This is a genomic window from Xenorhabdus bovienii (genome assembly GCF_024721015.1).
In the GTDB taxonomy this organism is placed as follows: domain Bacteria; phylum Pseudomonadota; class Gammaproteobacteria; order Enterobacterales; family Enterobacteriaceae; genus Xenorhabdus; species Xenorhabdus bovienii.
Genome location: NZ_JANAIF010000055.1, coordinates 1 through 25,889 on the forward strand (window position 1 = coordinate 1; position 25,889 = coordinate 25,889).

At 43.3% G+C, this 25,889-nt stretch carries 17 protein-coding genes and 3 pseudogenes; 3 read left to right on the forward strand and 17 right to left on the reverse strand.

Annotated elements, in window-relative coordinates; genetic code table 11:
- Positions 1-70: 70 nt before the first annotated feature.
- The 3 genes from NXS07_RS13950 to NXS07_RS13955 form a co-directional block, all read right to left on the reverse strand.
- Positions 71-1,249, reverse strand: coding sequence for a trypsin-like serine protease (locus NXS07_RS13950; RefSeq protein ID WP_258086971.1), 1,179 nt, complete (start codon positions 1,247-1,249; stop codon positions 71-73).
- On the reverse strand, positions 1,132-1,500 hold the full coding sequence (locus tag NXS07_RS21840; RefSeq protein ID WP_368859249.1) for a trypsin-like serine protease: 369 nt from the start codon (positions 1,498-1,500) through the stop codon (positions 1,132-1,134). Before NXS07_RS21840 ends, NXS07_RS13950 begins: the two co-directional genes overlap by 118 nt.
- 166 nt (positions 1,501-1,666) lie before the next feature.
- Complete coding sequence (locus tag NXS07_RS13955) at positions 1,667-3,460, reverse strand: hypothetical protein (protein WP_258086972.1); 1,794 nt, start codon at positions 3,458-3,460, stop codon at positions 1,667-1,669.
- Positions 3,461-3,783: 323 nt separating this feature from the next.
- Between NXS07_RS13955 and NXS07_RS21845 the strand changes: the two genes are divergently transcribed.
- The gene (locus NXS07_RS21845; protein ID WP_071827747.1) at positions 3,784-3,867 is read left to right on the forward strand and encodes an IS1 family transposase; all 84 of its coding nucleotides are present in this window, start codon (positions 3,784-3,786) and stop codon (positions 3,865-3,867) included.
- Positions 3,868-4,302: 435 nt separating this feature from the next.
- On the opposite strand, the gene NXS07_RS13960 is transcribed toward NXS07_RS21845, so the two are convergent.
- From NXS07_RS13960 to NXS07_RS13975, 4 genes are all read right to left on the reverse strand, one after another.
- The gene (locus tag NXS07_RS13960; RefSeq protein WP_230581010.1) at positions 4,303-4,524 is read right to left on the reverse strand and encodes a GNAT family N-acetyltransferase; all 222 of its coding nucleotides are present in this window, start codon (positions 4,522-4,524) and stop codon (positions 4,303-4,305) included.
- A complete protein-coding gene (locus NXS07_RS13965; RefSeq protein ID WP_258086978.1) occupies positions 4,494-4,667 on the reverse strand; it encodes a hypothetical protein in 174 nt (57 codons plus the stop codon). Before NXS07_RS13965 ends, NXS07_RS13960 begins: the two co-directional genes overlap by 31 nt.
- Positions 4,668-4,756: 89 nt before the next feature.
- Entirely contained in the window at positions 4,757-5,068 is a 312-nt protein-coding gene (locus tag NXS07_RS13970) for a hypothetical protein (RefSeq protein WP_038221927.1), read from the reverse strand.
- Positions 5,069-5,236: 168 nt separating this feature from the next.
- Positions 5,237-6,613, reverse strand: a complete 1,377-nt coding sequence (locus NXS07_RS13975) for an alanine/glycine:cation symporter family protein (protein WP_046336904.1) — start codon at positions 6,611-6,613, stop codon at positions 5,237-5,239.
- Between the two features lie 314 nt (positions 6,614-6,927).
- Between NXS07_RS13975 and NXS07_RS13980 the strand changes: the two genes are divergently transcribed.
- A complete protein-coding gene (locus NXS07_RS13980; RefSeq protein WP_038196574.1) occupies positions 6,928-7,506 on the forward strand; it encodes a recombinase family protein in 579 nt (192 codons plus the stop codon).
- Positions 7,507-7,691: 185 nt separating this feature from the next.
- Here NXS07_RS13980 and NXS07_RS13985 read toward each other — a convergent pair whose 3' ends face one another.
- From NXS07_RS13985 to NXS07_RS14015, 8 genes and pseudogenes are all read right to left on the reverse strand, one after another.
- On the reverse strand, positions 7,692-7,874 hold the full coding sequence (locus tag NXS07_RS13985) for a hypothetical protein (RefSeq protein WP_258086973.1): 183 nt from the start codon (positions 7,872-7,874) through the stop codon (positions 7,692-7,694).
- A gap of 84 nt (positions 7,875-7,958) precedes the next feature.
- Entirely contained in the window at positions 7,959-8,786 is an 828-nt protein-coding gene (locus NXS07_RS13990) for an RHS repeat protein (RefSeq protein ID WP_046336906.1), read from the reverse strand.
- Between the two features lie 111 nt (positions 8,787-8,897).
- Positions 8,898-9,713: a hypothetical protein gene (locus NXS07_RS21605; protein ID WP_308686614.1), complete on the reverse strand. Its 816-nt coding sequence runs from the start codon at positions 9,711-9,713 to the stop codon at positions 8,898-8,900.
- Positions 9,689-13,294, reverse strand: coding sequence for a SpvB/TcaC N-terminal domain-containing protein (locus NXS07_RS13995; RefSeq protein WP_308686615.1), 3,606 nt, complete (start codon positions 13,292-13,294; stop codon positions 9,689-9,691). Before NXS07_RS13995 ends, NXS07_RS21605 begins: the two co-directional genes overlap by 25 nt.
- Positions 13,243-13,416 carry a hypothetical protein gene (locus NXS07_RS21610; protein ID WP_308686616.1) on the reverse strand — a complete coding sequence of 58 codons (174 nt, stop codon included), beginning with the start codon at positions 13,414-13,416 and terminating at the stop codon, positions 13,243-13,245. The genes NXS07_RS13995 and NXS07_RS21610 overlap by 52 nt, the downstream gene beginning before the upstream one ends.
- Positions 13,417-13,472: 56 nt before the next feature.
- A pseudogene (locus NXS07_RS22215) lies at positions 13,473-16,145 on the reverse strand (Tc toxin subunit A-related protein).
- The gene (locus NXS07_RS14010; RefSeq protein ID WP_258086975.1) at positions 16,037-17,269 is read right to left on the reverse strand and encodes a hypothetical protein; all 1,233 of its coding nucleotides are present in this window, start codon (positions 17,267-17,269) and stop codon (positions 16,037-16,039) included. Before NXS07_RS14010 ends, NXS07_RS22215 begins: the two are co-directional and overlap by 109 nt.
- 226 nt (positions 17,270-17,495) lie before the next feature.
- Positions 17,496-21,014, reverse strand: a complete 3,519-nt coding sequence (locus NXS07_RS14015; protein ID WP_258086976.1) for a neuraminidase-like domain-containing protein — start codon at positions 21,012-21,014, stop codon at positions 17,496-17,498.
- A gap of 1,261 nt (positions 21,015-22,275) precedes the next feature.
- Between NXS07_RS14015 and NXS07_RS14025 the strand changes: the two genes are divergently transcribed.
- Positions 22,276-23,310, forward strand: a complete 1,035-nt coding sequence (locus NXS07_RS14025; protein WP_238126915.1) for a fatty acid desaturase family protein — start codon at positions 22,276-22,278, stop codon at positions 23,308-23,310.
- Between the two features lie 258 nt (positions 23,311-23,568).
- On the opposite strand, the pseudogene NXS07_RS14030 reads toward NXS07_RS14025, so the two are convergent.
- Positions 23,569-24,329, reverse strand: a pseudogene (locus NXS07_RS14030) (IS5 family transposase).
- A gap of 193 nt (positions 24,330-24,522) precedes the next feature.
- A pseudogene (locus tag NXS07_RS14035) lies at positions 24,523-25,743 on the reverse strand (tyrosine-type recombinase/integrase).
- Between the last annotated feature and the right edge of the window lie 146 nt (positions 25,744-25,889).

Genomic DNA, 25,889 nt, shown 5'->3' on the forward strand with positions numbered 1-25,889 from the left:
TACCGTGGAGTATGAGCTAAATACTCTATTGGAAGGTTATGGTGCTAAATTTGCAATTAATTTTTCTTGATTACTTAAGTTGATAATCTATCATACATGACCATACCCCATCCTCACCTGTTTTTATTAATTCTTTATCTTCAAGGCCGTTACATATTTTATCTTGTGTATAGCTTTTATCGCTGGAGTTAGGCTTCAGAATCAATTTAACATTAGAATTAGGATCTGCGTATCCACGTATGATAAAATTTTTAGTAAGTACAATTGATTTATCTGTTGGATAAACGATACTGAATTCTTCTTTTTCAGGTGGGATTTTGGCTTGTATAATATCTTCCTTCCATCCCCGAGAATCCTCTTTCGATTCTCTGGCTTTAATCGCCACTTTATATTCCTTATTTTCAGTAACAAATTCAGTGAAATAACTGTCATATGGAATATCACACTTCCATTTTCCAAAGTTATCAACTGAATGTTCTTTCTTCATATTATCTAGATCTTTACATTTAATTACCTTATTTTTTTTATTGCCAACAGAATAATCAAGTTTGAGATCACTGTTTGGACGCCCAAACCCCTTAACAACAATACTCTTACCTCTTCTACTTAGGCGACTATTCCAGTCTGGACTCTCAATCCAAATTTTATTCATAGTCCGAGAAAACCAACTACTCATAGACCTTTTTTTACTCAGGCCAATATCAATATACTTTCCAGTAACATCTGACATAACAAAAAAATGAGAGCGACTATCACTATCTTGATATTTTTTTTCAAAATAAGAATATCCCCATGATACAACACCAATAATTGTATCATCCCAAATAAGTGGGCCACCTGAATCCCCTTCTTGTGCAATTCCTGGTTTTAAATTTTCATTTAAATTTTCCTCTACCATCAATCCTTGATTATTACGAGAGTCTGGAGCTGTGGTGAACATTTTCACATCAGCCCTATATTGGTCTCCTGAATTCCTTACTTGCGCTCCCGTTATTTTATTAATTCCGAAGGAACCATACCCATAAATAGAAGCATCATAATAACTGTTTCTAAATTTTTCATAGGCTTCATCATAATTAAAAAAACGACGAACATGTCCATAACTAACTAATATAACAGGACTTTCCAACTTTAAAATAGCAAGATCTGAACCGTTGTAACTCGCAATGAAACTGTGAGGTAATGCAGTGCTAATCTCCTCATTTTTATAATTTTTATGATATATTTTTTTATATCTTTCTTTTGGCAATGAGCAGCTGTAAGAACATACTCTCGTGCAATTACTGAACCACTACATAGTGCATATTGCGTATCGCTATTCGATTGAACATATATATTGACAACCCAAGGTTTACATTTGTTACCACTACCAGAATCGCAGCTTTTCTCCCCTCCCGCGATAGCTTTTATTGGCTGGTATTTCAATGCAGAATTAGAAAAAGCATAATCACAGAAAAATAATAATAAAAGCAGTATAAAGAACGTCCTAAAAATATTCATTTAACCCCCCTCTTACCCCCAATAACACCTAAATTTATTTATACCTTTTTCACAAAGACACTCAATAGTATAAAAAACCTTAAAATAATCATAAAGATCTCCTTAATAATAGAATGACACTCCCTTTGTCTTTCAAATTGCAGCCAATAAAGCTGCAATTTGAAATCTATTGAGTATAATTATTTTTTTCAAAACAAGTCATATTATCCGTTCCTCCTTTACACTCCAATACTTTATCTTCTCTTGCCTTATATCTTTCATTATCGGAGATTTCTTGAATAGTAAAGGTATATATCCCTCTTTTCGCATAATATTTATTTTTTGATTTCCAATCACCCTGTTCATCGGGTATTATTTCATCTGACTTTTCACCATCAAGCAATATTCTTATTGTAGGGTGAAGAGATTCTTTAAAACCATTCGATTTATCGCTTTCCTTTCCAGATATCATCGGCATAGAGGTTCCATAAAAATCGATAAACACTTTATCGGCAAGTTTATAGTTCACAGAAAGTTCTTTTGATTTAAGTATAATAACTTCATCCTCACTGTTTTTGATTTTAACCTGATCTGTTCCGGTATTATTCGCCTTTATTTTTATAAAACCATTAGGTGCATCATTAATTTCAGCTAGCCAATCATTTCCAGTGCGGCTGTTTAAATGAATTAGATTCTTGCCACCTGAAGAATAATTCGCACTAATATCAAGGGGAGTGTTCTGTGTGACTTTTCCTTCAACACCAATTTTATTATAATCTTCACTTGTTGAAGAAATTATTTGATACATTGTAGGTTTTGTAATTTTCACCGGACAATGTGATACATCATAATTAACCGATCTTTTCCCTGACATATCTGGATTATCTTCTTGATCTGACTGGAAATATATAGAGGCTGTATAATAAGTAAAACATTCTGCGTCTAAACCTTCCACACTCCATTTCCCTGTTTCAATATCAATATTGGGTTTATATTCTTTTACCATCCCAACACCTTTTTTATGTTCAGGATCAGAAAATCTAGCTATCTTCACACTCAGTTCATTCTTGATATCATCTAATTTATAACCATTAATTAGTCCGGATAAATTATATTTTCCTGAAGATAAGAGCTGATTTTCTTTCATTGATGTTATGGTTGCACCACATGGTGTGCCGATAATAGTTACATCTGAATTTGCAATATCCTTAATGCTAACTGTTCCTGATATACCACAATTCGCCCAGACTTTCGCGCTCCATTTATCTTCAGCTTCTCCTGTATTATCAACTTGATATATATTATTATCAAAACTTGTGATAATTAAAGGCAACGATTCGTCCTCCATGAGTCCTTGCCCTACAACTGTAATATAATTTTTTTCAGCATAATGCTTTCTATCAGGGGAAATATTTTTTGGTGGTTTCCAATTGTTATCATCTTTAATGCTTATGTTAATATCATAAGAGCCAGTATAAACAGAATTATTTAAACAGTTCGATGTACCACATAAAGCGCTGGTTACAAGATCACAATTTGCTGCATTAATAATAGTTCTCCAAACTAAATATCCTTCACTTAGAAACGACGGCACGGAGTTTTTAATCTCAAAATCACATGATTTGTATTCTACACCTTTTTTATAAGTAATAATTTTCCATTTTATAATTTTTGCTTCTCTTAAGCAGTCTGGCCAAGCATTACTATCTTTAGTATAATCATATTTAATTTCTCCCGGGCTTAAATGGATATATTGGTCACCACTGTTTTTCATACAATTAGAATCTAAAACTTTAATTTCTAAATCATCATTTTTACTTTCGTTTTTAAATATCAGAGCGTAATGTCTTTCTAGATTAATTATGTTTTTTTTAGATTTATAATTTTTTTCACTTATAATATTATCTGCTCTGACTTTATTAAAGGTGAACAGAATGCTAAAAAACAATGCAATATATAAATTTATTTTAATTATTTTCATGACCCTTCCCTTTAATTTAAAATAAACATTATAACATAAATAATTTTAATAATTTAAACTCGAAAAAATCTGTTATTTCAGTCTTATACCTGAATTATCTTGACAGAAAAATAAGATGGACATAACCGTGTAGCACATAAAATAAAGTATGGTAAAAAAATCAATAATGTCCAAAATATAATTTAAGTTTTTTATAAATTATTGGTCATGATTCCAAAGCGGTAATTTGATATTCTTGTGTTTTTGAACAAAGGTCTTTTGTCGGTAACAAAAAACAACGTCATTGGCTTTTGTATACGTTTGATATAAAAAGAAAATAGGCCATAGCCCATGTATTCGGTTCGCGAACCGATGCAACCTGCCGCAAATTGTTCGACTTACTGACCCCTTTAGTATTCGTTTCATAACAACCGATGACTGAGGGGGTTATATGGAAAATCGTCGAGTCGTAATTCTGATAGGCAATAGTCTGCCGCTCCTTGTTGTATCGCCAGAACCATTGAGTCATGTTGTACCATGAATTTATCTGGCCGACGAGTTGGGCAGTTTACCTACCCAAATAAGCGAATAATCTACAGATGGTTCAACCGTAAAGGTGGACGTCGCCGATTGACGAGGGAAAAGCTGACTCTGATCCTGAAAATGCTGGGTTATCCATCGCGCTAGAAAACGCATTCAATGTTCAGTTCTCGCTAAACATGTGTGGGGACACGGGTCTGTCAGGAGCCGGATACGATAGTTCCGCAAGTCCGGTTCTGAGGAGGAGCCTGCCTAGGTGACTGGGTAGGTCTACTCACCCAAAACCCCTAAATCTTGATAACAGCCAGCATCTCTTCAACTTCCTAATCCATGCCAACCTCAACGAAACCAAAACTGGCATAAAGATTTTTCGCCACGAGATTATTCGGATCATAACTGATTGCTATTGTCTCCAACTGAACTGTGCGCCTGATTTCATCAAGCGCCAGTGATAGTGCTTTACGCCCAATACCCTTGTTTTGATGGTTTTTATCCACCATAAACCGCCAAATCGTTATTCTTTGGTCAGCATCCGGTACCCACATGAAAAAACCAACAGGCTCCCCATCCAGACAAATTGCACGCGTTTGGTATAAAGGGTAAAATTTGGATTGAGCAAGGGATCACATATTTTCCGCAATATAGTCAAGTTGGTCATCAGTGACTGATAGGTCGCAGACAGCTTCATAATTGTTCTTGTTTACGTCAGTTAAGGTAATTAACATACACCACTCCAATATGGGATTGTAAGCCAGAACCGTCAAAAATATTGTTATATTAATTTAAAACTGTTTTTTTAAGTATTAATCCAAATACTGGGTTCTCAATGACTGGGATAACGGCAATATCGAATTGGTCTGGTTCTGGCAAAAAGCCAATATCCATTAAGGCAGAAAATCGTGACGTTGCCAGATAGGCTTCTTCAATATCATCGGCGTATATCACCATCCCAAATTCATTTTCATCCAACGTCGCAAATCGACGATTACGCGTGTTAAATAGCACATAACCGACCACATCAGGATCTTTTTCAATGAATCCTAATGTATCGAGTTCTTTCTGAAGTCTTTTGAGTTTCTTATTTTTCATTATAAATTTCCGTTAGTTATCATTAGCCATTCTGTTGCATGTCAAAGTCCGATAAATCGTGGGTCTTTTGGCATTAAAAAAACCGCTCATCAAAGATGAACGGTGGTTAACCATCTAAAATATAAACTTATATGAAGTCTGTTTATTAAGACTCTTATCTAATTGATATTAATCTGTTTTGGTTGCTGTTTTCATTTCGATGCTATCAGCGTTAACGTCGCGGATATGATCTTTGGTCAAGCGATACACGATAGGGCTTAACAGAGCAAGAGCTATCAGATTGGGGATCGCCATCATGGCATTGAGTGTATCCGCCAGCAACCAGACAAAGTTCAGCGACTGAGTGGCACCAATCGGCAGTGCGATGATCCAGGCAATACGGAAAGGCACAATGGCTTTTGGCCCCAGTAAGTATTGGATACATTTTTCACCGTAGAAGCTCCATCCCAAGATGGTAGTAAAGGCGAAAATAGCCAGGGCAACAGCAACAATGTAATTACCTCCCGGAATCACCGCAGAGAATGAGGAGGCTGTCAGTGTTGCCCCTGTTTCCCCTGTCAACCAACCGCCAGTGATAACGATGGTCAGCCCAGTGACAGAACAGACGATGATGGTGTCAATAAATGTCCCCAGCATAGCAATCAAACCCTGACGGATGGGGTTTTGGGTTTTTGCCGTAGCATGAGCTATCGGAGCGCTGCCCAAGCCTGCTTCATTGGAAAATACACCACGGGCAACACCAAAGCGGATCGCCGCCCAGACTGCTGCACCTGCAAACCCACCTTGTGCTGCAACGGGAGTGAACGCAGATTTAATGATCAAGACAAAGGCTTCTGGAATGGCGGTGATATTGAGTGCCAGTACGATGATGCCGGCACCAAAATAGCCGACAGTCATGACGGGAACCAATTTGCCAGCCACATCAGAAATACGTTTGATGCCACCAATCAATACCGCACCAACCAGAATGACCAAAATGCCAGCGGTCACGGTTTTTTCAATACCAAAATTGCTGTGCAGTACGTCAGCCACAGAGTTGGCCTGCACGGTATTACCAATACCAAAACCGGCGATACTGCCAAAGAAGGCGAACAGTGTTCCCAGCCAAATCCATTTTTTCCCCAAGCCATTTTTGATGTAATACATGGGGCCGCCAACGTAGTTGCCGTTTTTATCTGTTTCACGAAAGCGTACCGCCAACACGGCTTCAGAATATTTGGTTGCCATACCCAATAATGCCGTCATCCACATCCAGAACAATGCGCCCGGCCCGCCCATTACGACAGCCGTCGCCACACCGGCAATATTTCCTGTTCCTATTGTTGCAGACAGCGCAGTCATCAAGGCATTGAAAGGAGAGATCTGACCTTCACCACGTTGTTCATTTTTCTGAAAAAGTAACTTAAACCCCGTTCCCAATTTTCGGATCGGTAAGAAGGACAGGCGGATTTGCATAAAAATGCCAATGCCCAGAATACCAACCAGCATAGGTATTCCCCATACTATCCCGTTTATCGCATTTAACCATTGTGTAATCAGTTCCATATACACTCCCGTAATCTGACATAACAAATTAGCAACAAAATTGTTTCAATTAAATAAAGAGCATTTTGGGAAAATAAGCGAGGACAATTGGTTATCATTGGTAAGAAAAAATTGATCCTGTGAGTTGAGTCACTCACTCTGGTAACGATGTATTGATCTTCCAGACAGCAATTATCCACCCATCACTAACTCAAATGCCAAATCTGATTTCTCCAATTTTTATCTCGCAATAAAGAAAATTAATGGTTTTTTATATAAAAAAATAGGTATTATTTGCATAATAAATGGTTTTTTTGGGTATTGAAGGATTATCAGTGGCAAGAGTCGGGTATGTCAGAGTGTCGACAAATGACCAAAATAGTGATTTGCAGAAAAATGCGCTGGTCAGTATTGACTGCGAGCGCATTTTTGAAGACAAGATCAGTGGGAAAACCGCTAATCGTCCGGGGCTGAAACGCGCTTTAAAGTATCTGCAATCCGGCGATACTCTGGTGGTCTGGAAATTGGATCGTCTGGGGCGCAGTGTAAAAAATCTGGTGACGTTGATTTCAGAACTGCATGACCGCGGAATTCATTTTCAGAGCCTGACCGATAGCATTGATACCAGTACCGCGATGGGACGTTTTTTCTTTCATGTGATGAGTGCACTGGCGGAAATGGAACGAGAGTTGATTGTTGAAAGAACCAATGCAGGATTAGCCGCAGCGCGGGAACAGGGGCGCATTGGTGGGCGGCCTGTGCTGTTTACCGAAGAAGATCGGCAGCAGGCCGCCAGATTGCTGGATAGGGGACATAGCAGAAAACAACTTTCCCTTATTTATCATGTTTCTCTATCAACAATTTATAAGTATTTACCTGTGGGCCAGGTGATTAATCTTCCATTACTTGATTAAAAAGCCACGATGTTGTGAGAATTAAATCTGACAGCGACCCAGAATATGGATTAGTCACTGCCAGATTTGAGCGTTGTTAATGCGCTATTGCGGCTGATGGTGTGGGAAACGAGTGCTCATTGTTCCTGTGCCTTTAATAAAGCTGTTTTCAGAGACTCTTACTTCAATATTGTTCTCGTTCCTATTCAATAGACTCCAACGCGAGGGGGGAGAGAATTCTCTGATATTTGGTGCTCCTGCCTGCCTTTGATAATGAATACCCCATTTTTTTCCTCTTGGTTGTAATGCATAAAGGCAAAGGCAGTTATGTTATTCATGGTCTGTCCATTTTCCTGATAAAAACCATAATCAAGATAATCCATGGCCATTGCCAGTCCTTCCCCATGTTCGGCAGCGTCTAATTCATGATATTTCTCTCTCTCATGACCACCTGAGACATGAAATACCCGTAATTAGCGAGTATAAACATCGTCATTGGCAGGCAGGGGAATAATCAGTACAGGCAATCGGCTGCCTTGCTGACCGATACTGGCGATTTCTCGACCACTGGCGCTGACTAGCTGGTAAAGCGTGTCATAAGCATAGTGGTTCTCTGGTTCTACTATCTGATTACACCAGAAACGGGTTACCTCTGCATTATTGCGAATATTCAGGAGATTACCGACCGGATCATAGTGATAGACAAGATCCTGCAATAATTGACGAGATTGTGAGAGATCCACGCCGGTCAGAGACACAGCATTAAGCTGGTTTAATCCGGCGGTATCATAATGACGGAGATATTTTCCCGCCAGATTGTGATCTTTTTCTGATTGGCTATTTTCCGCCCAAATAAATCGTTCAATAATTTGTGGTGTTGAAGCCTCGCTCTTCCGTTCACTGACAGCAAGCAAGCGCCCCGGCAGTGCATTATCTTCATATTGCCAGTGTTTGACGACACCCATCGCACTGATATTCAGTAACGGACGACCTTCGATGTCACTCAAAATGACAGTTTGTCCGGCATCCACACTCTCTGTCCGTAGGACATCACCCTTCAAGGCAGGACAGTAGGTGAAATTAGGTTTTATGGTGCTCTGAGATTGCAAATCAAAAAGGCGTGGATCAATGCTCTCGATTAAAAAATTATGGGGACTGTATTGATGGCGGGTGATGCGAGTGTCAGCCTGCTCTCCTGCTGTTGTACGGTGATAAGCAATATCCCGCACTGACAGCCCTCGATTGTCCATGACGGTGACAGTCGGTGTACAGGCATATAAAGTTGGATTAAAAACATTCATCGTATTTTTTCCTAATCAGCCTGAATCGGATGTAAAAAAGATGACGTTAAAATGCGGTCTTAACCTTCCCCGCCTGCATAACAGGGAAGGTTGAACGGGTTTACTCAGTTGTTAAGATGTTAAACGTGCTGCTGTGTCATTTTCATCTTCATTGACGACAAACCACGGCATAAACCTGTTTTCACGCCAAAATCCTTTCGCGGTTTTTACCTGATATTCACGCCCCAGAGGATCGTAAAAATGGGTATCGGCGTACAGGTCATCCCGGGCGCTGTCATCACTGACATAGCGCCAATCATTGAGATAATAAGGCAGGTAAGCTCTGATCGCCTGCCCTTTGCCGTCGTATTCTGTGCGACCGGATACTGCCCAGCGCGTTGTGGTATAGGCAACAGTGGGTTTACCTGCATTATCGACAACCAAAGAGCCATCTTCTGCACGCTGCCACGCATCTCCTGCTTCATGGCGCTGGGCGCTTTGCAGTACACGGCCAAAACCATCACTCAATGCTATTGACTGCCGAAGTTGCTGCTGAGAATCGCTGTCATAACGATCTGTCGTGATCGTCATGGCATGGGGAGGTTGTCGTGGAGTCTGAGCCAAGATTTGCTGTAATGTCACGGCTTCCATTGAAGACGGTGTCTGGCGGTTGAGCCAACGACGGCAGGCCAGTTCACAGATCAAACCGTCTTCCGTTACTACACCCGCCCGGTGTAATGCGTTCCACAAAGTTTCCCCCTCTTTTAGCTGGCCAGTCAGAGACTGTTGGGGCAGAAGCCGCATCCAACTATCCGGCACATAAATGTTGCACTGTGAAACAGGGATCGTCGGTTTCAAGGCAAGGGCTTTTTCGACGGTATCCGGCACTGTGAACGGTTTATTCTCCGGCGTCGAGTAACCGCTTATTTTGCCATTTTCGGTGCCCAAAAACGGCTGGAAGTCACCTGCCCCAATGCATTAAATGTCACAATGTGCTGGTTGTCGTTAATATCGGTCAATTGTACCGGGAGCAGGAAGCGGTAATCGTACTTCGCTTGCGTGGTCATTCCCGCACCATCTTCGGTTTTGACAACCACACAATAGCGAGTATCCCAACTAAGGGTATATTTTCCGGTCAGCAAACTCTTGCGCTGGATGAGTGGCCGGTAGAACTGAGAAGCACCGCCGTATTCGGTGTATCCCTGCCGAGCCACCCATACCTTTTCACTACTGCCTGCCACATCAGAAATCTGCGGCACGAGCAGGTATCCACCCGCCAGCAACTGTTGCGTCAGTTCATCAGGGGCAATCACGCCATCAAAGGCGTGCAGCGCATTGTCATCAAAAGCAGCGGTTTCTGTATAAGCCACCCGTACTTGACGTGTCGGTTTTTCTGCATCTCCACCCACGTAAGCCACTCGCTGCTGCCCTAAATAGATAAACGTCTTGTCTTTACCTATTAGGCCGTCAACTTTCAGCAGGTCTTCCAATGTCAGCCCTGCCTTGGGGATGTCACTTTGCGCATCAGTTTGCGCATAATGATAAACTTCGCTGTATCGGCTATCCGTCAGACCCAGAACCCAATCATCCTGCTGGGTCAGGTGGTAATAGCTCTGCTGCTGTTTTGTCAGATATAACTGTTTTTGCTGGTCGTCATAGCTATCGGCGAACAGAGTATCCGGTAACGAATCCGGATAGGGGTTCTGTGCCGGTTTATTGCGCCGTGGATAGGCGATATCTACTTTTGCCAGCGGGAAGCCATATTCATCCGCCTTGAGCACGACCTGTTGTTTGCAACTCGGATCGACGACGATACGCTCATAGTGATAACTGCGGTTCTCAATGATCGACGTCCAAGACGACGGCGCGGCTTCGTCATTGCTGGGAATTAATCTGACCTGACAGCGGGCTTCTGTGACGGTGTACGGAATTTTAGCTTTTTCTGTTTTGTCGTCACCATAGACTTCACTGCGCAGTAATTGGCCTTTCATGGCGCGGTTAAGCCAATACGCTTCTGTTTCGGTCGGTTCTTTAATCGGGGTATCCTGCCCCGCTTGCCCTGCATCCGCTTTTTCATAGCGAGTGAAGCGCGGTGTAAAGCCGGCAAATGCCTGATCGTCACCACGCCAGTATTCTGCCGGAAGTTGAGAATCCACTTCTGGTAAACCCGTGGCAAACCAGCTTATGCTACGGGAAGGATAGATATTTTCATCCGGCGCTTTCTCTGTGGTTCCCTTGGCAAATTCGTCGGTATCAATTTGCGTTACACGGCCAAATCCGCAAAATTCTCTCTCTCTGCCATCCCATGCACCGTGGGCATAATTCATGACCTTAGTCAGCCGATTACCGGTAATTTCATCAAGAGCCTCATTACGCCACAACAAGTGTATAGGGAAAGGCAGATAACTCGCTGCAAATTTCCCCGGTTCTTCGATCTGACTTTTTTCATCCAGCCAGAATTGGGCAGAACTACGGTAAAACAACGTGGTTTCTGCGCCACGATTGTTGTTGATGACATTGAGCAGCCAAGGTTTATTGTGGGTAAAATCATAACGCCAATGGCGCGGTGTCATATGAGGTACGGTCAGTACAATGCTGGCAGCGCCCAATCCTTGAATATCCGACACCTGTAACTGGCAGGTATTGTCAAACATCACCCCTTCCGGCAAATCAAGCCGAACGGGTGCACTGAAACGGTTGCCGCTTTCGTTCAGGTAAATATCCAGACACTTACTGTGTGTATAGATGATGTCGGCGGTGCCAAAACCATCGATATCTGCCAGAAAAACTTGGTTAGCATTGAATGTTCCATTCGGCTGGCTAAACCCCGGCAGCAAAATAGCCGCACCAAAACGGCCATGTCCTAGATTCGGCCAGCATTTGACGCTCTGAGCGGCAATTTCCACCAAATGCTGCTGTCCCGATCCCAACATGTCAGAAAATGCGACCAGACTGCTGGCATCACCGCCGAATATCGGCAAACTCACACCATCAGGTGGCATAACATTGATACCCGTTTTCCAGTTTCCGCGGTCATTGGCATATAAACGCACACTTCTGGGGCCAATCAGCGCTAAATCAGATAACCCTGCCCCCACCAGATCCGCCAGTTGTGCTTGTGGATGAAAATACTCTGTCGGCAGCGCAGAAATGGGAATAAAGTGTGTCCACTCTCCATTCGGCTGCATACTGTACCGCCCCTGAATACCTGCGCCAGCGATCACCCAATCCAGATGTCCATCACCGTCGATATCCATCAACGTTGCTCTGTCCTGCTGGCTGGGGATCTTAGGTAAGGGGTTTATTGAGCTATAGGTGACAGCGTTAATATCTTCAACGTTTTTCTGACGGATCGGTGCCTGATACCACCATGCTCCGGGTCTGTCCTGATACAAGATGCCGGAGATACCTTCACCATAGAGATCGACGAGTTGGTAAGGCTGTTGGGCATTCAATCCGGCCAATTGAGGCATTTCCTGCCATTTCTGCGTGACTTTTGCCTCAAAGGGCTGATAGTCAAACTCCAGTGGCGGTAAAGCGATTAAGGTTGCGTCAGTTTCATACGCCATTTGCCGAATGGCGGTCAGGGTTGTCACGCTGTCGTTCAGGTCATAACTGAGAAGCAGACGGGCAACCAAGGCAGGGGTTTCTTCTCCGTCAATCTGTTCTCCTGTAAGGGATTTCAGGCGATGAAACATCAGAATTTGTTGGCACAGGCGGCGGGTTCGCACCTCAAAACCATATTCAAAGCGGGAGAAACGGTCTGGCCGTATTTTCCAGTTGTTTGAAGGTACTTTGAAAGGAGGAACCGTGTTTATTTCCTGCGCTCGTTCACCATAATCAAATACCAAATGGAATAGCCATTCGTTATCAGTCGGTGGCGTATTCTTCAGCACAAGCAGGCTGGGTTCAGGTGTAATATTGCCGTAGTTCACCTGAATTAAATAACGTTGAGCACTGGCATTAAGATGGGAATTTTTCTCGCTGTCATCACAACCGATATCGTCTTCTGCTCGATACTGGTAATAAATATGTTCTCCCGTTGGTGTTACGGTTTCTTCCAAAAGCCATTGGGCAATCTGTGAAGCCTCTGCCGGGTTAGCGATCTGAGCCTGCCTGGTTTTTCCGAAAATGTGAATTTGCCCATCGGGGGAATACATTAACCAAAAAGGCGTAGTTTCCACATCCGTTGTGGGCTGCCAGTATTCAAGTTTGCTGAAGTGCTGAATATTTCTGGGCTGATGACGCGTAACAGTGTAAGTAACAGGCAGTTGCCCGCCTAATAGTTTATCGGTTTTACGTACATCGGGTTGCCCGCTCTGATTGACGGCAACCGCCATCACTTCTCCCATCGGACATAAAAAAGTATCTTCGCCGTGATATTGGGGTACGCCATGTTGAGTACGACGGCTGATAGCCATGGTACTGGATTGCCAGCCAATACCAAATGGCCCGTTTCCTGCTCCGCTACTGTAGTTCAGGGATAAATTCGGTGCGCTCCCCCGACCGGCAGAGATAGGCAAAGGCACGGAAAGGAAGCCATCCCATCCGGCCCTGCATTACTGATGGCGTCGCCCATGCCACTGATCGCACCGCCCCCTTTGGGTAGAGACAGCTGTGTTACTGTCATGTCCTGTGAATCTTGTTTCATATCATCATGCTCCTTCAGGCTCCCCCGCAGGGAGCCTGTTTGCAGTAAGTAAGCAATTATTTGCGAATGGTGTAGCGAATGTGCAGAATGATGTCGCTCAAACTGAGCAACATCGTTTTCTGTTTAGCGTCCGCGTTGGGGAAACTCAGCACCAGTGCACTTGTATCTTCACCTTTCGGAATGTTGATCCCTTCAAACGGCAGGTATTTGGTGTCATTGAAATCCAACTGGAATTGCCCGCTGTCATTCATGCCATTCGATACTGCGATAGCACTGCAACCTTTGGGGATGCCCTTCATGTCACCGCTATAGCTCAAGATGGCCTGTACATCCTGATACGGCCCAAGCAAGGCAGGCAGGGAAACACTGACTTGTTTGATACGACGAGCCGCACCAAGCTGTTCCGGGTAATCTCCCCAAATGCTGAGACCCGCCAGATTTACGGAGGCTGCCAGTTGGTTAGTCTCATTAAGCTTTAGCGTGTTCTGACCTTCCCCGAAGGTTTTCTTAGGGTCTGCCAGTAAATCAACAATTGCGTTAGGAAGTATGAAATCTTTGCTATTTGGCAGAGAACGGTAAACCTCAGCCAACGAAACGGTACGCGTGATTTCCAATGCCCGTTCATCTTTTTTCATGAAGGCATCTTCCATCTGGACAAGGTTCAGTATCAGAGACTCGCCGGCGAGCAGGCCAGCATAGGTTCCCTGCCATGCCCCCGATTTGATAAAGCTGGCTGATTCATCATTGGTTTCCCATTGGTAGGCTTGCTGTGCCATTAGGCAACGGGAGGCGGCAAGATCATAGAACTGGAAGTAAATGGCTGCCAGACGACCCCGCATCCAGTTGTACAACGCTCTGTTACTGAATTTACGTTGCAGGAATTCCAATTGTGCCTGTGTCTGAGCCTGCTGAGTTTCCAGATAGGCTTTCTGCATGTCTGCCGCTTCACGCCGGATTTCCAGTGATTTCAATTGAGCGTCAATCTGCTTAACTTCATGATCTGCATTGGTGCGCTGAATTTCCCACTCCTGACGGCGGCGGCGGTAAATTTCAGACTGCGTGGTCAGTTCGGCTGTCGTATTGAGTGTGCTGGCGGTAAAGCCCATCACAGAGGCAAGTGCACCGGGGATAGCCCCCCATCGGCTGCCACCACCAGCAAGACCGAAGATATTTGGGAACATATCAGCACCGGCCTCTGCCAATTTAGCAACTTCCAGCGCAGTACTTATCGCGCTGGCAGTAGCACGCAAACCCATAGCAGTTATTTCGCCCGCGTTGATATTTTCATCGTACAGCTTGCTATAGCTGTCAAAGCGTGATTGCGCCCCTTGTCGGGATTGTTTCAGTACTTCTTTTTCCGCATCCAATTCTTCCAGCGTTTTATTCTGCATCTGAATGCTGATCAGCGTCAGTTCACGCGCTTGATTTTGCAGCAATTCGTTGAGCGCTTCTGCATCCTGACGTTCAATGATCCCCTGCAAAGTAGAACCAAACTGAATCAGTTGACTGACTATGCTCTTCGCGTTATCCAACATGATGGGGAAACGATGAAGTGGCATTTCCGGGTTTGGCAGATCCGTGCCTCCCTGGGAAGCATTCACCGCCGCACTCAACAAGGCTTTAGGATCGGCAGGTTTGGCGTAAATGGGCAATGACAGCGGCAGGCCATCAATGGTGAGATTATGACGCAGGTTATACAAGCGCTGCTTCAATGTTTGTCAGTAGCCGTTCAGTTTGTCATTTTGTTGAGGCAAAAATAGGTTGGTCAGTGAGTTAGCGGTATATTCGGCGGGCTGTACCAGGCGAATTAACATCAGCGCATGCTGATAATCCTGTTCCACCGTCTTATCCGCTGCGGTTTCCAACGTGGGTTCAGACCAGTTGCTATCCAGCGCCACAAACTGCTCATCCCCCAATAGACTCAGTGCCTGTATATACCAGAGCTTGGCTTCATTCAAAGTATCCCGCTCAAGCTGGCGGTAAGCCTTGTCGCCACGGGCAATCAGCATATCGAGCATCCGCATGAAGGTAGAAACTTTATAGTGCATCGGATCATCTTGGGCGACGGCATCGGGGTCTGTGGAATCCAGCGGGTTAGAGTTCCACGAAGTATCTTCTTCCAGTGGCCGGCAATTCCAATGATACGGCGCAATCTCACCTTTGACGATATAGCCCTCAGGGCTGTAAACATATTTCAGCCAATGATTGGCTTCATCAAAATTTTGTTCCTGCAACAAGCGCTGCGCTACCAGCATCGGGCTGTAATAGAACAATTCCCAGAAGTAGAGGGAGTTGGCGCCGTTAAAATCCATCGGCTGATCATAATATTTGGACAGCAGTTCAACCTTCATGGGTGGCGTACCCGAAACAGGGGTATATTCCGTGAAGACAATATTGGCCTTCTTATCCTCAGATGGAGTAAACGCTGTTTTTAAGGTTCCGGCCAGCAAACCTTCCTTAGCGCTTTTTAGAAAAACTTGAAGCCCGTCACTTATCGAAGATGGAAAATCAATCGTGTTATAGAAAGGTTCTTTCGTGCTAGTTAATGGAATAAACAGTTTGATGGTTTGTTCTGCATCTGTTAACGACCCGTCCCAGAAGCCGTAATGCGTTGTTGAGTCTACACCATCTTTTTCCTGATAAAGTGTGACCGCGGCGTTTCTGGTACTACCATGCTTATCTGGATCATATTTGGGTAAGGTGACACTAATATATCCCCCATCTCCCATTTTAGGTTCAGGCAGTTGTTGGGTATCCATTGCCAGCAGGGTATCAATGCCCGTTTCTGCCCGTTCCACCATATTTCTGGCAAATAAGGTATTAATGCGGGTACGGTAAGGCCCCATTGCAGATATTGGGCTTTAGACGCAGCAGTATTAAGCGTCAGCAACCCTGACTGTTCATTCAGAATTTTCTGTGTAACGGTAAAATTAAAGGTTTCACTTCCCAGAACCCGGCCATCATCCGTTTTCCCGGTCAGCACTATCTCCACATCGACTTGGTTGTCCTTAAATTCTGTCAGTGGGATAGTGAATTCCATATCATGGAAGTTATAGATCATTTCTTCCAAGTTGTTGTTGGGCAGATTTATGACAGATGTGCCAGCGTTAAACTCTACAGGTTTACTGCTGCCTGCACTGGCCTTAATCGTGATATTTGCCGGCGTTACAGCAGTATCGATATCTCTTGGTGATGCGACCTTCGTAGAAATACCCGCGTTATCCGTCAGTGTCATGTTATTTTTCAGCGCGGCGGGGTTATTTTTGCTGTCTTCAACATAACCATAAGGTTTTTGAGCATTTTCATTAATGAGCGGATCGTGCCCTGGCCCAATATCTGCCTTGACATAAGATGATGAACTTTCTCTATAAACTAATAAACGCCCTGTTGACAATTTACTGACATTGCCACTGTATTGATAAACGGGATAAAAGAGATTGTTATTGCCTGCACTCTGATTCTCTCTGTCAATTTTCAGGTCTTCGTAAACAATAAATTTATCACCTAACTGACCAAATTTTTGCATCAGAGCACATTGGTGATGCTGCCTGCCTTCAACCCCGTTATAAATTACCCGCAGGTCGGCATCGATTTTCAATTTGATCTCTGATGAAGTAGTTCCGACGGTAGCAATGGAAGCAATTTTACTGTCATAAACCATACTCAGAGAATAATCGCCCCACTCGTAACCACTACTGACTGCAACGGAAGACGGATAATCATAATTCGCCGCATAACGGTTATTTAACCATCGTTGGGTCAATGTATCGAACTCTCGGTAAACGCTGTTTTGATAATTGCCAATCTCATCCTTTTCCATGACTTTTGTGGTCATGTCAGAGTAAATATACATTCCCTTTGTTTTGGTCTTTGTTTCCCTCCGTATTAGCCTGTTTAACATACAGTAATAAAAGTAAGGTACTTTCTCCCGTATATTCAGAGCAATACATAGCCAGATTGGCCAAGTCTGTATCGTTATATGTGCTGAAGATATCGCTGACATCTAACGTGATAGGCGTATTCCATGTGCCATCATGTCTGATATGAGCGATTTTGATTTCATATTTAATGATATCTTTCTATGTTATTACGCCCTCCTTATCGCTTTCTGAAACAGTAATCACTCGTTTTTCCAGCCAGATAATATACAGGCGGGATTTATAGATAACCGGCTTAATTAAGCCCTGATAGGGATTGACCGGGCTGTCAATTTTTGCCCATTCACTCCACGCGTTGGCGGCAATCTTGCCTTGACGAGATTTGCTGTGATCCAGTTTGCGCCAATAATATTGGTTGGCATCCGTTTCCCCTTTACCGACAAGGTAACTGTTCCCTTGTGAAATGTTCACATTATCATGATAGCCACTGACGACAGTCAGGTTGGCAATTTGTTCAAAGCGGGTCAGATAGGTTTTAAACGCATCTTCAACGGTATCAACACTGAGTTGACTCTGGCTGATGGATTGCAGCAATTCATCCATCATGTGGGTCTGACCGATACGCATGGTCGGATCGATATAGTTTTCAGGATAGTAAACCAGCGTGGAAACACCCGCCCATGTGCTGTAGCGTTTGTTATAACGATCCCAATCCTGATAAAACTGGCCTGTCATGACATCGGTGGCAGGGGTACTCTCACGGCCATTCAATGCACGGTTGATATATTGCTGGATACTGGCAATGGCCTCAGCCAGCCGTGTCGTTTCGACCTGTGCGGAGATTTGGTTATCTATCAGCAGGTAACCATACAGATCATTTCTATCTATCACCTCAGACGCGCTATCCACAACTTCACGGATGTAATATTGGCTTAATGCAGCACTGGCTTCTTCCTCTAAGGCTTGTTTCAGAATATCTGACTGATTATTATTCAGCCCAGCCGCCAGTATATCCGCCGATTGGCTCCATGTTTCGTAAGAAACTTCTGTAGTATTCTGATCTTTCAGATAGTCCAATTGGAGAAGAGCATTAATCTTATTCGGGCTGGTTTTCATCACATCGGCCACTGCTAGCCATTGCAGAACACTGTCTATTTCTGGCCAATCTGCATACTTATCTTTTTCTGCAACCTGGTCATTCATTTTAGCCTGTTCACTGGCGGTTGAAAGCAGCCTCTCATCCATCCTCATGGCGCTCGCCAGAATAGTACTATCCAAGTTGTTACTTTGCAGAGCTGTCAGTACTGTGTCTGTATTGCTGGCCAGTGAATTACACCATCCCGCAAAACGGCTAAGCTGTCTCACCGTCTCAGTATCTTTGCCCAGATGATCGGTATTGCTGGAGTGACCGATGATAACTTTAGTTGTCACCGCCAGATTCAGAGCATTTTCCGTGAGTTGCGTGGCTAAATAAATCAATGCCAACTGCCCCAGCACCTGACAAAATACCATGCTGTCCGGCTTAATCGGATCTTTTACAGGTTCAATGGATTTCCAGAAGGCGGTGACATCCATGCCATTGGGTTTGATCTTGTTGATCCATATCAGGATCGACTCAGCCACAAATGCCGAAGAAAGTTTCAGTGCCGCTGCAATGAAGGGTGCCAAGGTCTTGATAAGTTGAAGTGGATCGTCTGGTACGGTTTTGTTCTGCATTCCCGCCCGTAGCGTCTCGATCAGATTGTTAATATCGGGTGATAAAACTGTACTGTAGGTTGTGGTCGTCATCATATACAGGGTATAAATGCTGATTTTCTGTGTCTGTAACCACTGGGTGATACTGTAAAGATATTCAATGACTTCGATTAACTTTTCCGTACTGATTTTGTTAAAAGACTCTTCAGCATATGGCGAGAGTTTTAGCAGGATAGCCAATTCATTGATAGAAAGTTGGTGAATGTAAGCAAGCATTCGTACGCGGTACAGCGCAGATAAATCCGTAGCAAGGTTATTGTCGATACCTGATGTATTTTCTTGATCCAGAATCTTAGATAGCGTGAATAATTCACTGTCATTAACTTTCAACGCGTGCTTGAGCATTTCACGCCGTTGATTATATTGTTCATAATCTGCCTGATCTGGATCAACTTGAATTTTATCCCCACCCAATTGGTAATAGTTTCCATTCAATGGCGGGTTATTAAAAATAAGGTCAAAATGAGAAGGCTGATCATTATAGCTGTGCTGAGATATTGCGGTATTACATAACACCAGTGCATCATTGAAACTCAAATAATACCTATTAATATAGTAGGTTGTATAAAATATCTTTTTCAGAATTATTTCGGTTATTTGTTGTTGGGCATTATCTGAATCCACAGCGGTTTCAATTTGTTCCAGCGTGATACCGGTTTTTTTGTAAAGGCGAATAACTTTATTCAATTTGAGGAAAAAGAGTTGAGGTAATACCGTTTCAATTGAGAATGTCGCATCCGTATTAAAACTACCTCCACTGCCAGAGGCTGCTCTTTCGAATTTCAGAGTAAATTTTTTTCTATCAACATCACTGGGGAAATCAACGATATCTGAATAAGTCTTATTGAGCTCCGGCAGCCAATCAGGTCTGTCGAGGATAGTCTGCCCATTCAGCGAAATTTTGGTGGAAACTGCACTGGAAGCCGGAGCTTTAAAATTATACCAATATTTTAATTTGCCATCTTTTGTGGGAATAGCTTCGATAAAATTAACCTGCCAGTCATAAGTCTCGCCTTTGGTGCGAGTAATCAGGTAAGTAACGAAAGAATTTTTATCATCAAGGTAAGTCACTATGGCCTGATCGCTGATGAATGCGGGTTCATCATCGTTTTGGCCTGATCCATAGATACCCATTACAGCACGGAGAGTATCTGCATCAATATCATAATATTTCATCAAATAGTTAGGATTAGACAGTGCAGAAATCGGCAAGTCACCGAAATTTTTCTTATACATGTCTTGCGCATTCTCAGCCGTAATTTCTTCCGTCAGGATTTTATACAGTTCTGGTGAAATTTGACTTGATATCCCCAATAGGCTGACCGGGGACAATAAACCAATCACTTTTGGCGACTGACTAACCTGACTGAGCTGAGGATCAAGCTGGGAGACAATGTTAGATAGGGTTTCAAAGGGTTGATGGTAAGGCGTATTTCCACTCAGACGCCAATCAGACAACATTTTCAGTACATCTTCATTTTTGTTGAGTTTTTTCTTATTTTTTATGCCATCAAAGAGAATGTCATTTGATAGTTCAAGTGTGGAGAGTGTTTGATCTTGGTTTTCCTGCGTCAACATTATGCTTTGCAAATCAGGGCGACGCTTATCAAGATGGTAGATGGACGATTCTGAATGCAGGTGTCTGGATTCCCGATACAGCTCTGTCAGGTAGGCTGCCGGTGAGAACATAGAGGCGACAGAGCCGGGTAATACATACTTACCCGACCGACCGCCAAATAGCGTATCGTAACTTTGCCGCTGCGAGAGTTGCTGAATGCCGAGACGAACAGCCCCCCTTAACTGCGGATTGGCGCGGGATAATAAACGTGCTTCAAAAATCCTGTTTTCTTTTTCGGCTTTCTTGGCGGCTAGATACAGGTGATGGCTTTCTCCCCAATTCAGCGTATCTTTGACTTCTTTCCTGAATGCTGAAAATGAGATTGGCATAATATGAGCCAATGTCATCGGTTCCTGGGAACTTTCCCTATTAAGCCTAATTAATATATTTTCTGTATTATACATAAGGATACCTCTATACTCTCTGTAAAATGATTGAATAATGTATTTTATGCCACGATGAATTCCAATAGAATTGCATTAACATGATTTATTTATGGATAATTTTATATAATACGTCTAAAAGTCCCGTCATGGATTATAATCTCCAAAAATGTATAGAATGATTATAAATTAACAAATAGACAATAATTATTTGTTCCCACTACGATATTGAATTTTATACTATATATCCCAATAACCCTTAATAATTCCCTTCACAAACAGTAACGGAATTATTTAAATAGGCCTTTAATTACAAACAATTACTTCAAAATCACACTATTTACATGTTATATTTTTTATCACCCATGAGATATTTAATCAAATCTTTTATTGACAATTACAATATAATTTATTTAATCAACATGAAATTACATTAATAAACAAAATAATTTATATATTTTATTAAACATAATGAACAAACTATAATATTTAAATTAAATCAGTGGATTATGCTTTACTAAGGATCTTTTACCCCATTTACCCATTCTGTCAGACTTTTGACTTACGCGGCATACATAACCATTATTCATTTCTTTATGTGTACTATTTTGATGAACTTCACATATTAGGTAACTATTCCCAATATCGCTATATTTTATTTACTCCATGCTTTCCTCCAGAAACTGGAAATGCTTCAACAAACTACTAAATAAAACAGAACCTTTACTGCCACCACCGACATGGCTGACTTTCCCTGCTCCACTGTGAAGGATGTCAGCAAGTAACCATCGATGAACAATAAAGGTAGGGTAGCTAAGAGCAAAATCCCCAAAAATTACCCGACAGATACTTTTCTAAAAGCTCCTGATCAGGGTGATTATTAATTAAAACGGCTTTAACAAAAAAAGATGTCTATTTTTCAAGCAAATAATATGTCTTTTTATAATATTCTGCTTTATAAAAGGAAGTGAAAATAATGTAATACGTTTGTTATTATTTAAATGGCATCCCGCAGGGCTAAGCTTTTCTTAGTACGCAGGAACAGATGACACAAAACAAACGCACTCTGCCGTTAAGGCAATTCTGAGTTTTTCAGCGCCACAGGGGCAACAATACACCCTGCCAAAGGGAAATCTCCACAGTGGCAGAGTCCTGGGCGCTGAAAAGTGAGGTTGCTAGTTTTGAATCCTCTTGGTCTCACATTACTTTCATTTAAGGAAGCAATATGAACTTGAACGATACCTCTGTTTCCGACTTGCGGGCGGGTGATTCGGAAAGCAGCGCCGACGTCCAACTGGCTCCGAGCAAAGACAAAGATCTGCGCCGCCGCCTGCCACGTGAATATTTTGTCAAACGTCCAGCCCTATTCATCAGCAAGATTGTCTTCGCCTTTGCGCTAATCGCCCTAGGATGGTATGGCGTCGGATATGCGCTGAACACTCCGGTCACCATCGGTTCCATTCTGGTGGCCATCGGCGGCATGCTGCTCAGTGGCTTGATCTACCCCCACCTGGTTGAACTACAGCACGAATGCCTGCACGACCACGCTTTCAAGTCGGCCAAACTCAACCGTCTGTTCGGCGTGCTGGTCGGGCTATTCATGTTCAACTCCCATTCGCACTACCGTTACGACCATCTGCGCCACCACGCCTATCTCGGTACTGAGCAAAATGTGGAGCACTTCGACTACCGCTTCAACGATCTGGCTTCGCCAAAAGGCTTTGCTATCGCATTCTTTGATCTCAACCGCTATCGCCGTGTGTTCAATATCCTCGGTGCTGCCTTCACCGGTAAATCGATCTCCGGGGTGAACAAGGAACAAGCTCAACGCGATATCAAACAGGAATATGTGTTCTATATGCTGATGTTCATCTTGAGTGTGGTGGCATCGGTGTACTTCCAAACCTGGCTATTTGCTTTGGCTTGGTGGCTACCGACGCTGGTGATCGCCGAAGGCGCACACTTTATGATCGAAATGCCGGAACACTACGGGCTGGACACTCAGAGCTCACCAGACGTACTGAAAAACACCCGTACTATCAGCACTAACTGGCTCATCGCATGGTACGTGAACGGTAATCACACCCACACCGCACATCATTTCCACCAGGGTGTGCCGATGTGCCATGTGAAAAAACTCAATGAACTGATCAAACCGCAACTGCAAGTGGTAGAAACCTCCTATTTCGCCTTCTATCGCAATGTGATCAGTGGGCGCATCCGCTCCTACGTGGATGTGAGCTGTAAAGTCACGGATTAAGTTAGCATTGTTAGGCAGAAATGTTAGGCGGAAATCGGCATTATCATTACGACACAAAGGCCATTTTACCCAGCGCTGAAAACTATCGGCGGGCAGGGCTACTGGAAAACGCCGCCTCCGTGCTGCACATGAACAAGTAGTCCTGCATTAAAGCCGCTGATAAGGAAAAAACATGATAAGAATATTAAGATGAGAAGATAAAAGCAGGTAGTTTCTTCCCTATTTGATTAGGGGCTGTTGACGTTTTGTATTCATCATTTATTCAGCCCACATTGGCAACCAGACAATAATAAACGCCAGTGCCAGCATGCTGGCGTAATTCCGTTCAAGTTTGTCGTATCTTGTTGCTATCGCAAGAAAATGTTTGATTCTGGCAAAGGCATTCTCCACCAAATGTCGGTAACGATATAAACATTTGTCAATTTTTTGATCCAATTTTCGGCTATTTTTGCGATAAGGGATCACCGGAACCGACTTTTGTTCTTCGATAACACTTCTCAAACGCTGACTATCATATCCCTTATCAGCAATCACAAAATCTGATAAAGGTGACTGAGATACAAGACTTTCCGCATGAACAATATCATTGACCTGACCCCAGACAGTTCGAAATGAACAGGTAAACCGTAACTGTCTACAGCCAAATGGATTTTGGTTCAACGTCCTCCACGACTTTGACCCATTGCCTCATCCTCTTCAGACGCCGCTCCTGCACTATGCTGATGGGCTCGAACAATACTTCCATCAATGAACAACCATTCTGTATCAGAGAGTCCAGATAACCAGTTGAAAATTAAATGCAAAATACCCTTTTTTGACCAGGCATTAAAACGCTGAAAGACACTATTCCCTTTCCCGAATTCGGAAGGCAGGTCGCGCCACGGAATGCCTGTTCTCATACGATAAAGAATGCCTTCAAATGTTTGGCGATGTTTTGTTTTGTGGTAAATAAGTCCAGTATGTTGCATGAATGCAGATAGCTTATCCCATTGTGTATCTGTTAACATAGTTCGCGGCATGAGGGTGAAGTCTAGTTATTTTTTGGCGAAAACGATTATACCCAATCATCATGCTGTTCAAATTCCCCTCACAAAACGTCAACAGCCCCTAGGCATAGCTTTATTCTTTAACGTCTTCGATAGTCTACTAAAGACAATTATCGCTGTCTATTCATCCAGTCTTATAGGGTTCGATATGTGACTTTACACAAAACTATTTCCGGCGTTTCTTAGCAAAATCATACGGTGTTATAGGCTTTTCTCTGTTCGCGTCTAAGTAATCAGCCCACCACTGAACCATTAGCCGCCGTTCGTCCAAATGTTTAGCCCTAACGTTTTTTCTTTCTATGTGGCTTAACTGACGCTCTATCGCATCATCGTTCCACAATGCAGATTCACCCATCGCACCCCGCGCCATTGTTCTAAACCCATGTCCACAGACTTCTGTTTTGGTGTCATAACCCATAACACGCAAGGCATTATTGACTGTACTTTCACTCATGACTTTTTTGGGGTCATGATCGTTAGGGAACATCACTTCACAATCGCCACTCAACCCACGCAAGGTTTCGATAAGAGACACAGCCTGACGACACAATGGCACAATGTGCTCAGTTTTCATCTTCATGCCACGTTCAGAAAATTTAACACCTTCGATGGGCTTCCTTGTTGCGGGGATCTTCCAGATAGCCCTTTCAAGATCGACTTCTTCCCAACGGGCAAATCTCAACTCACTGGAACGGACAAACGTAAGTAAAGTTAACTCCAAAGCGATACGGGTAATTAAACGCCCACGATAGCGAGCAAGACGGGTCAAAAATTCGGGTAAACGTTCATGGGGTAATGCGGGATGATGTTTGGATTTTACTGTGGTGAGAGCACCAGATATATCATTGGCAGGACTGGATTCAAGAATGTCGTTCTGGACGGCATAACGCATGATGGCAGTCACACGTTGCTGTAACCGCCGGGCTATATCATGCTTGGTTTCTGCATCAACTGCTTTGATTGGCGCTAATAGGTGGCTTGTTCTTAAAATGGAAATATCAAGCCTGCCAATATGAGGGAAAATGTATTGCTCAAGACTGCGCAAAATCCGGTTGCTGTGGTCTTCACTCCACCGTTTATTACTGGCATGCCATTCACGGGCAACCCGTTCAAAGGAATATGCTCCTGCCGACTTAGGTAGCCCCCTTTTTTCTCTATCTTGGGGTCAATTCCTTGCGCAAGTAATTTCTTGGCTTCATCTCGCTTGGTTCGGGCGTCAGCCAAAGACACCGCCGGATAGACACCAAAAGCCAGTCGGTCTTCCTTTTTGTCTGTTGGGCGGCGATATTTCATACGCCAGTATTTAGCCGCGTGAAGTGACCTCCAGATATAACCCACCATCATCGGCAAGTTTATAGGTTTTATCCTTGGATTTTGCAGTCTCGATTAGTCACGCATTTAGCTTCATATTGGGGGCGCATTTAAAATAGAAGTTAAGATGCCCCTTATTATGCCCCTAGGGCGTGTTGACGTTTTGTGAAGGTAATCTGAACAGCATGATGATTTGGTATAATCAATTTCGCCAAAAACTCA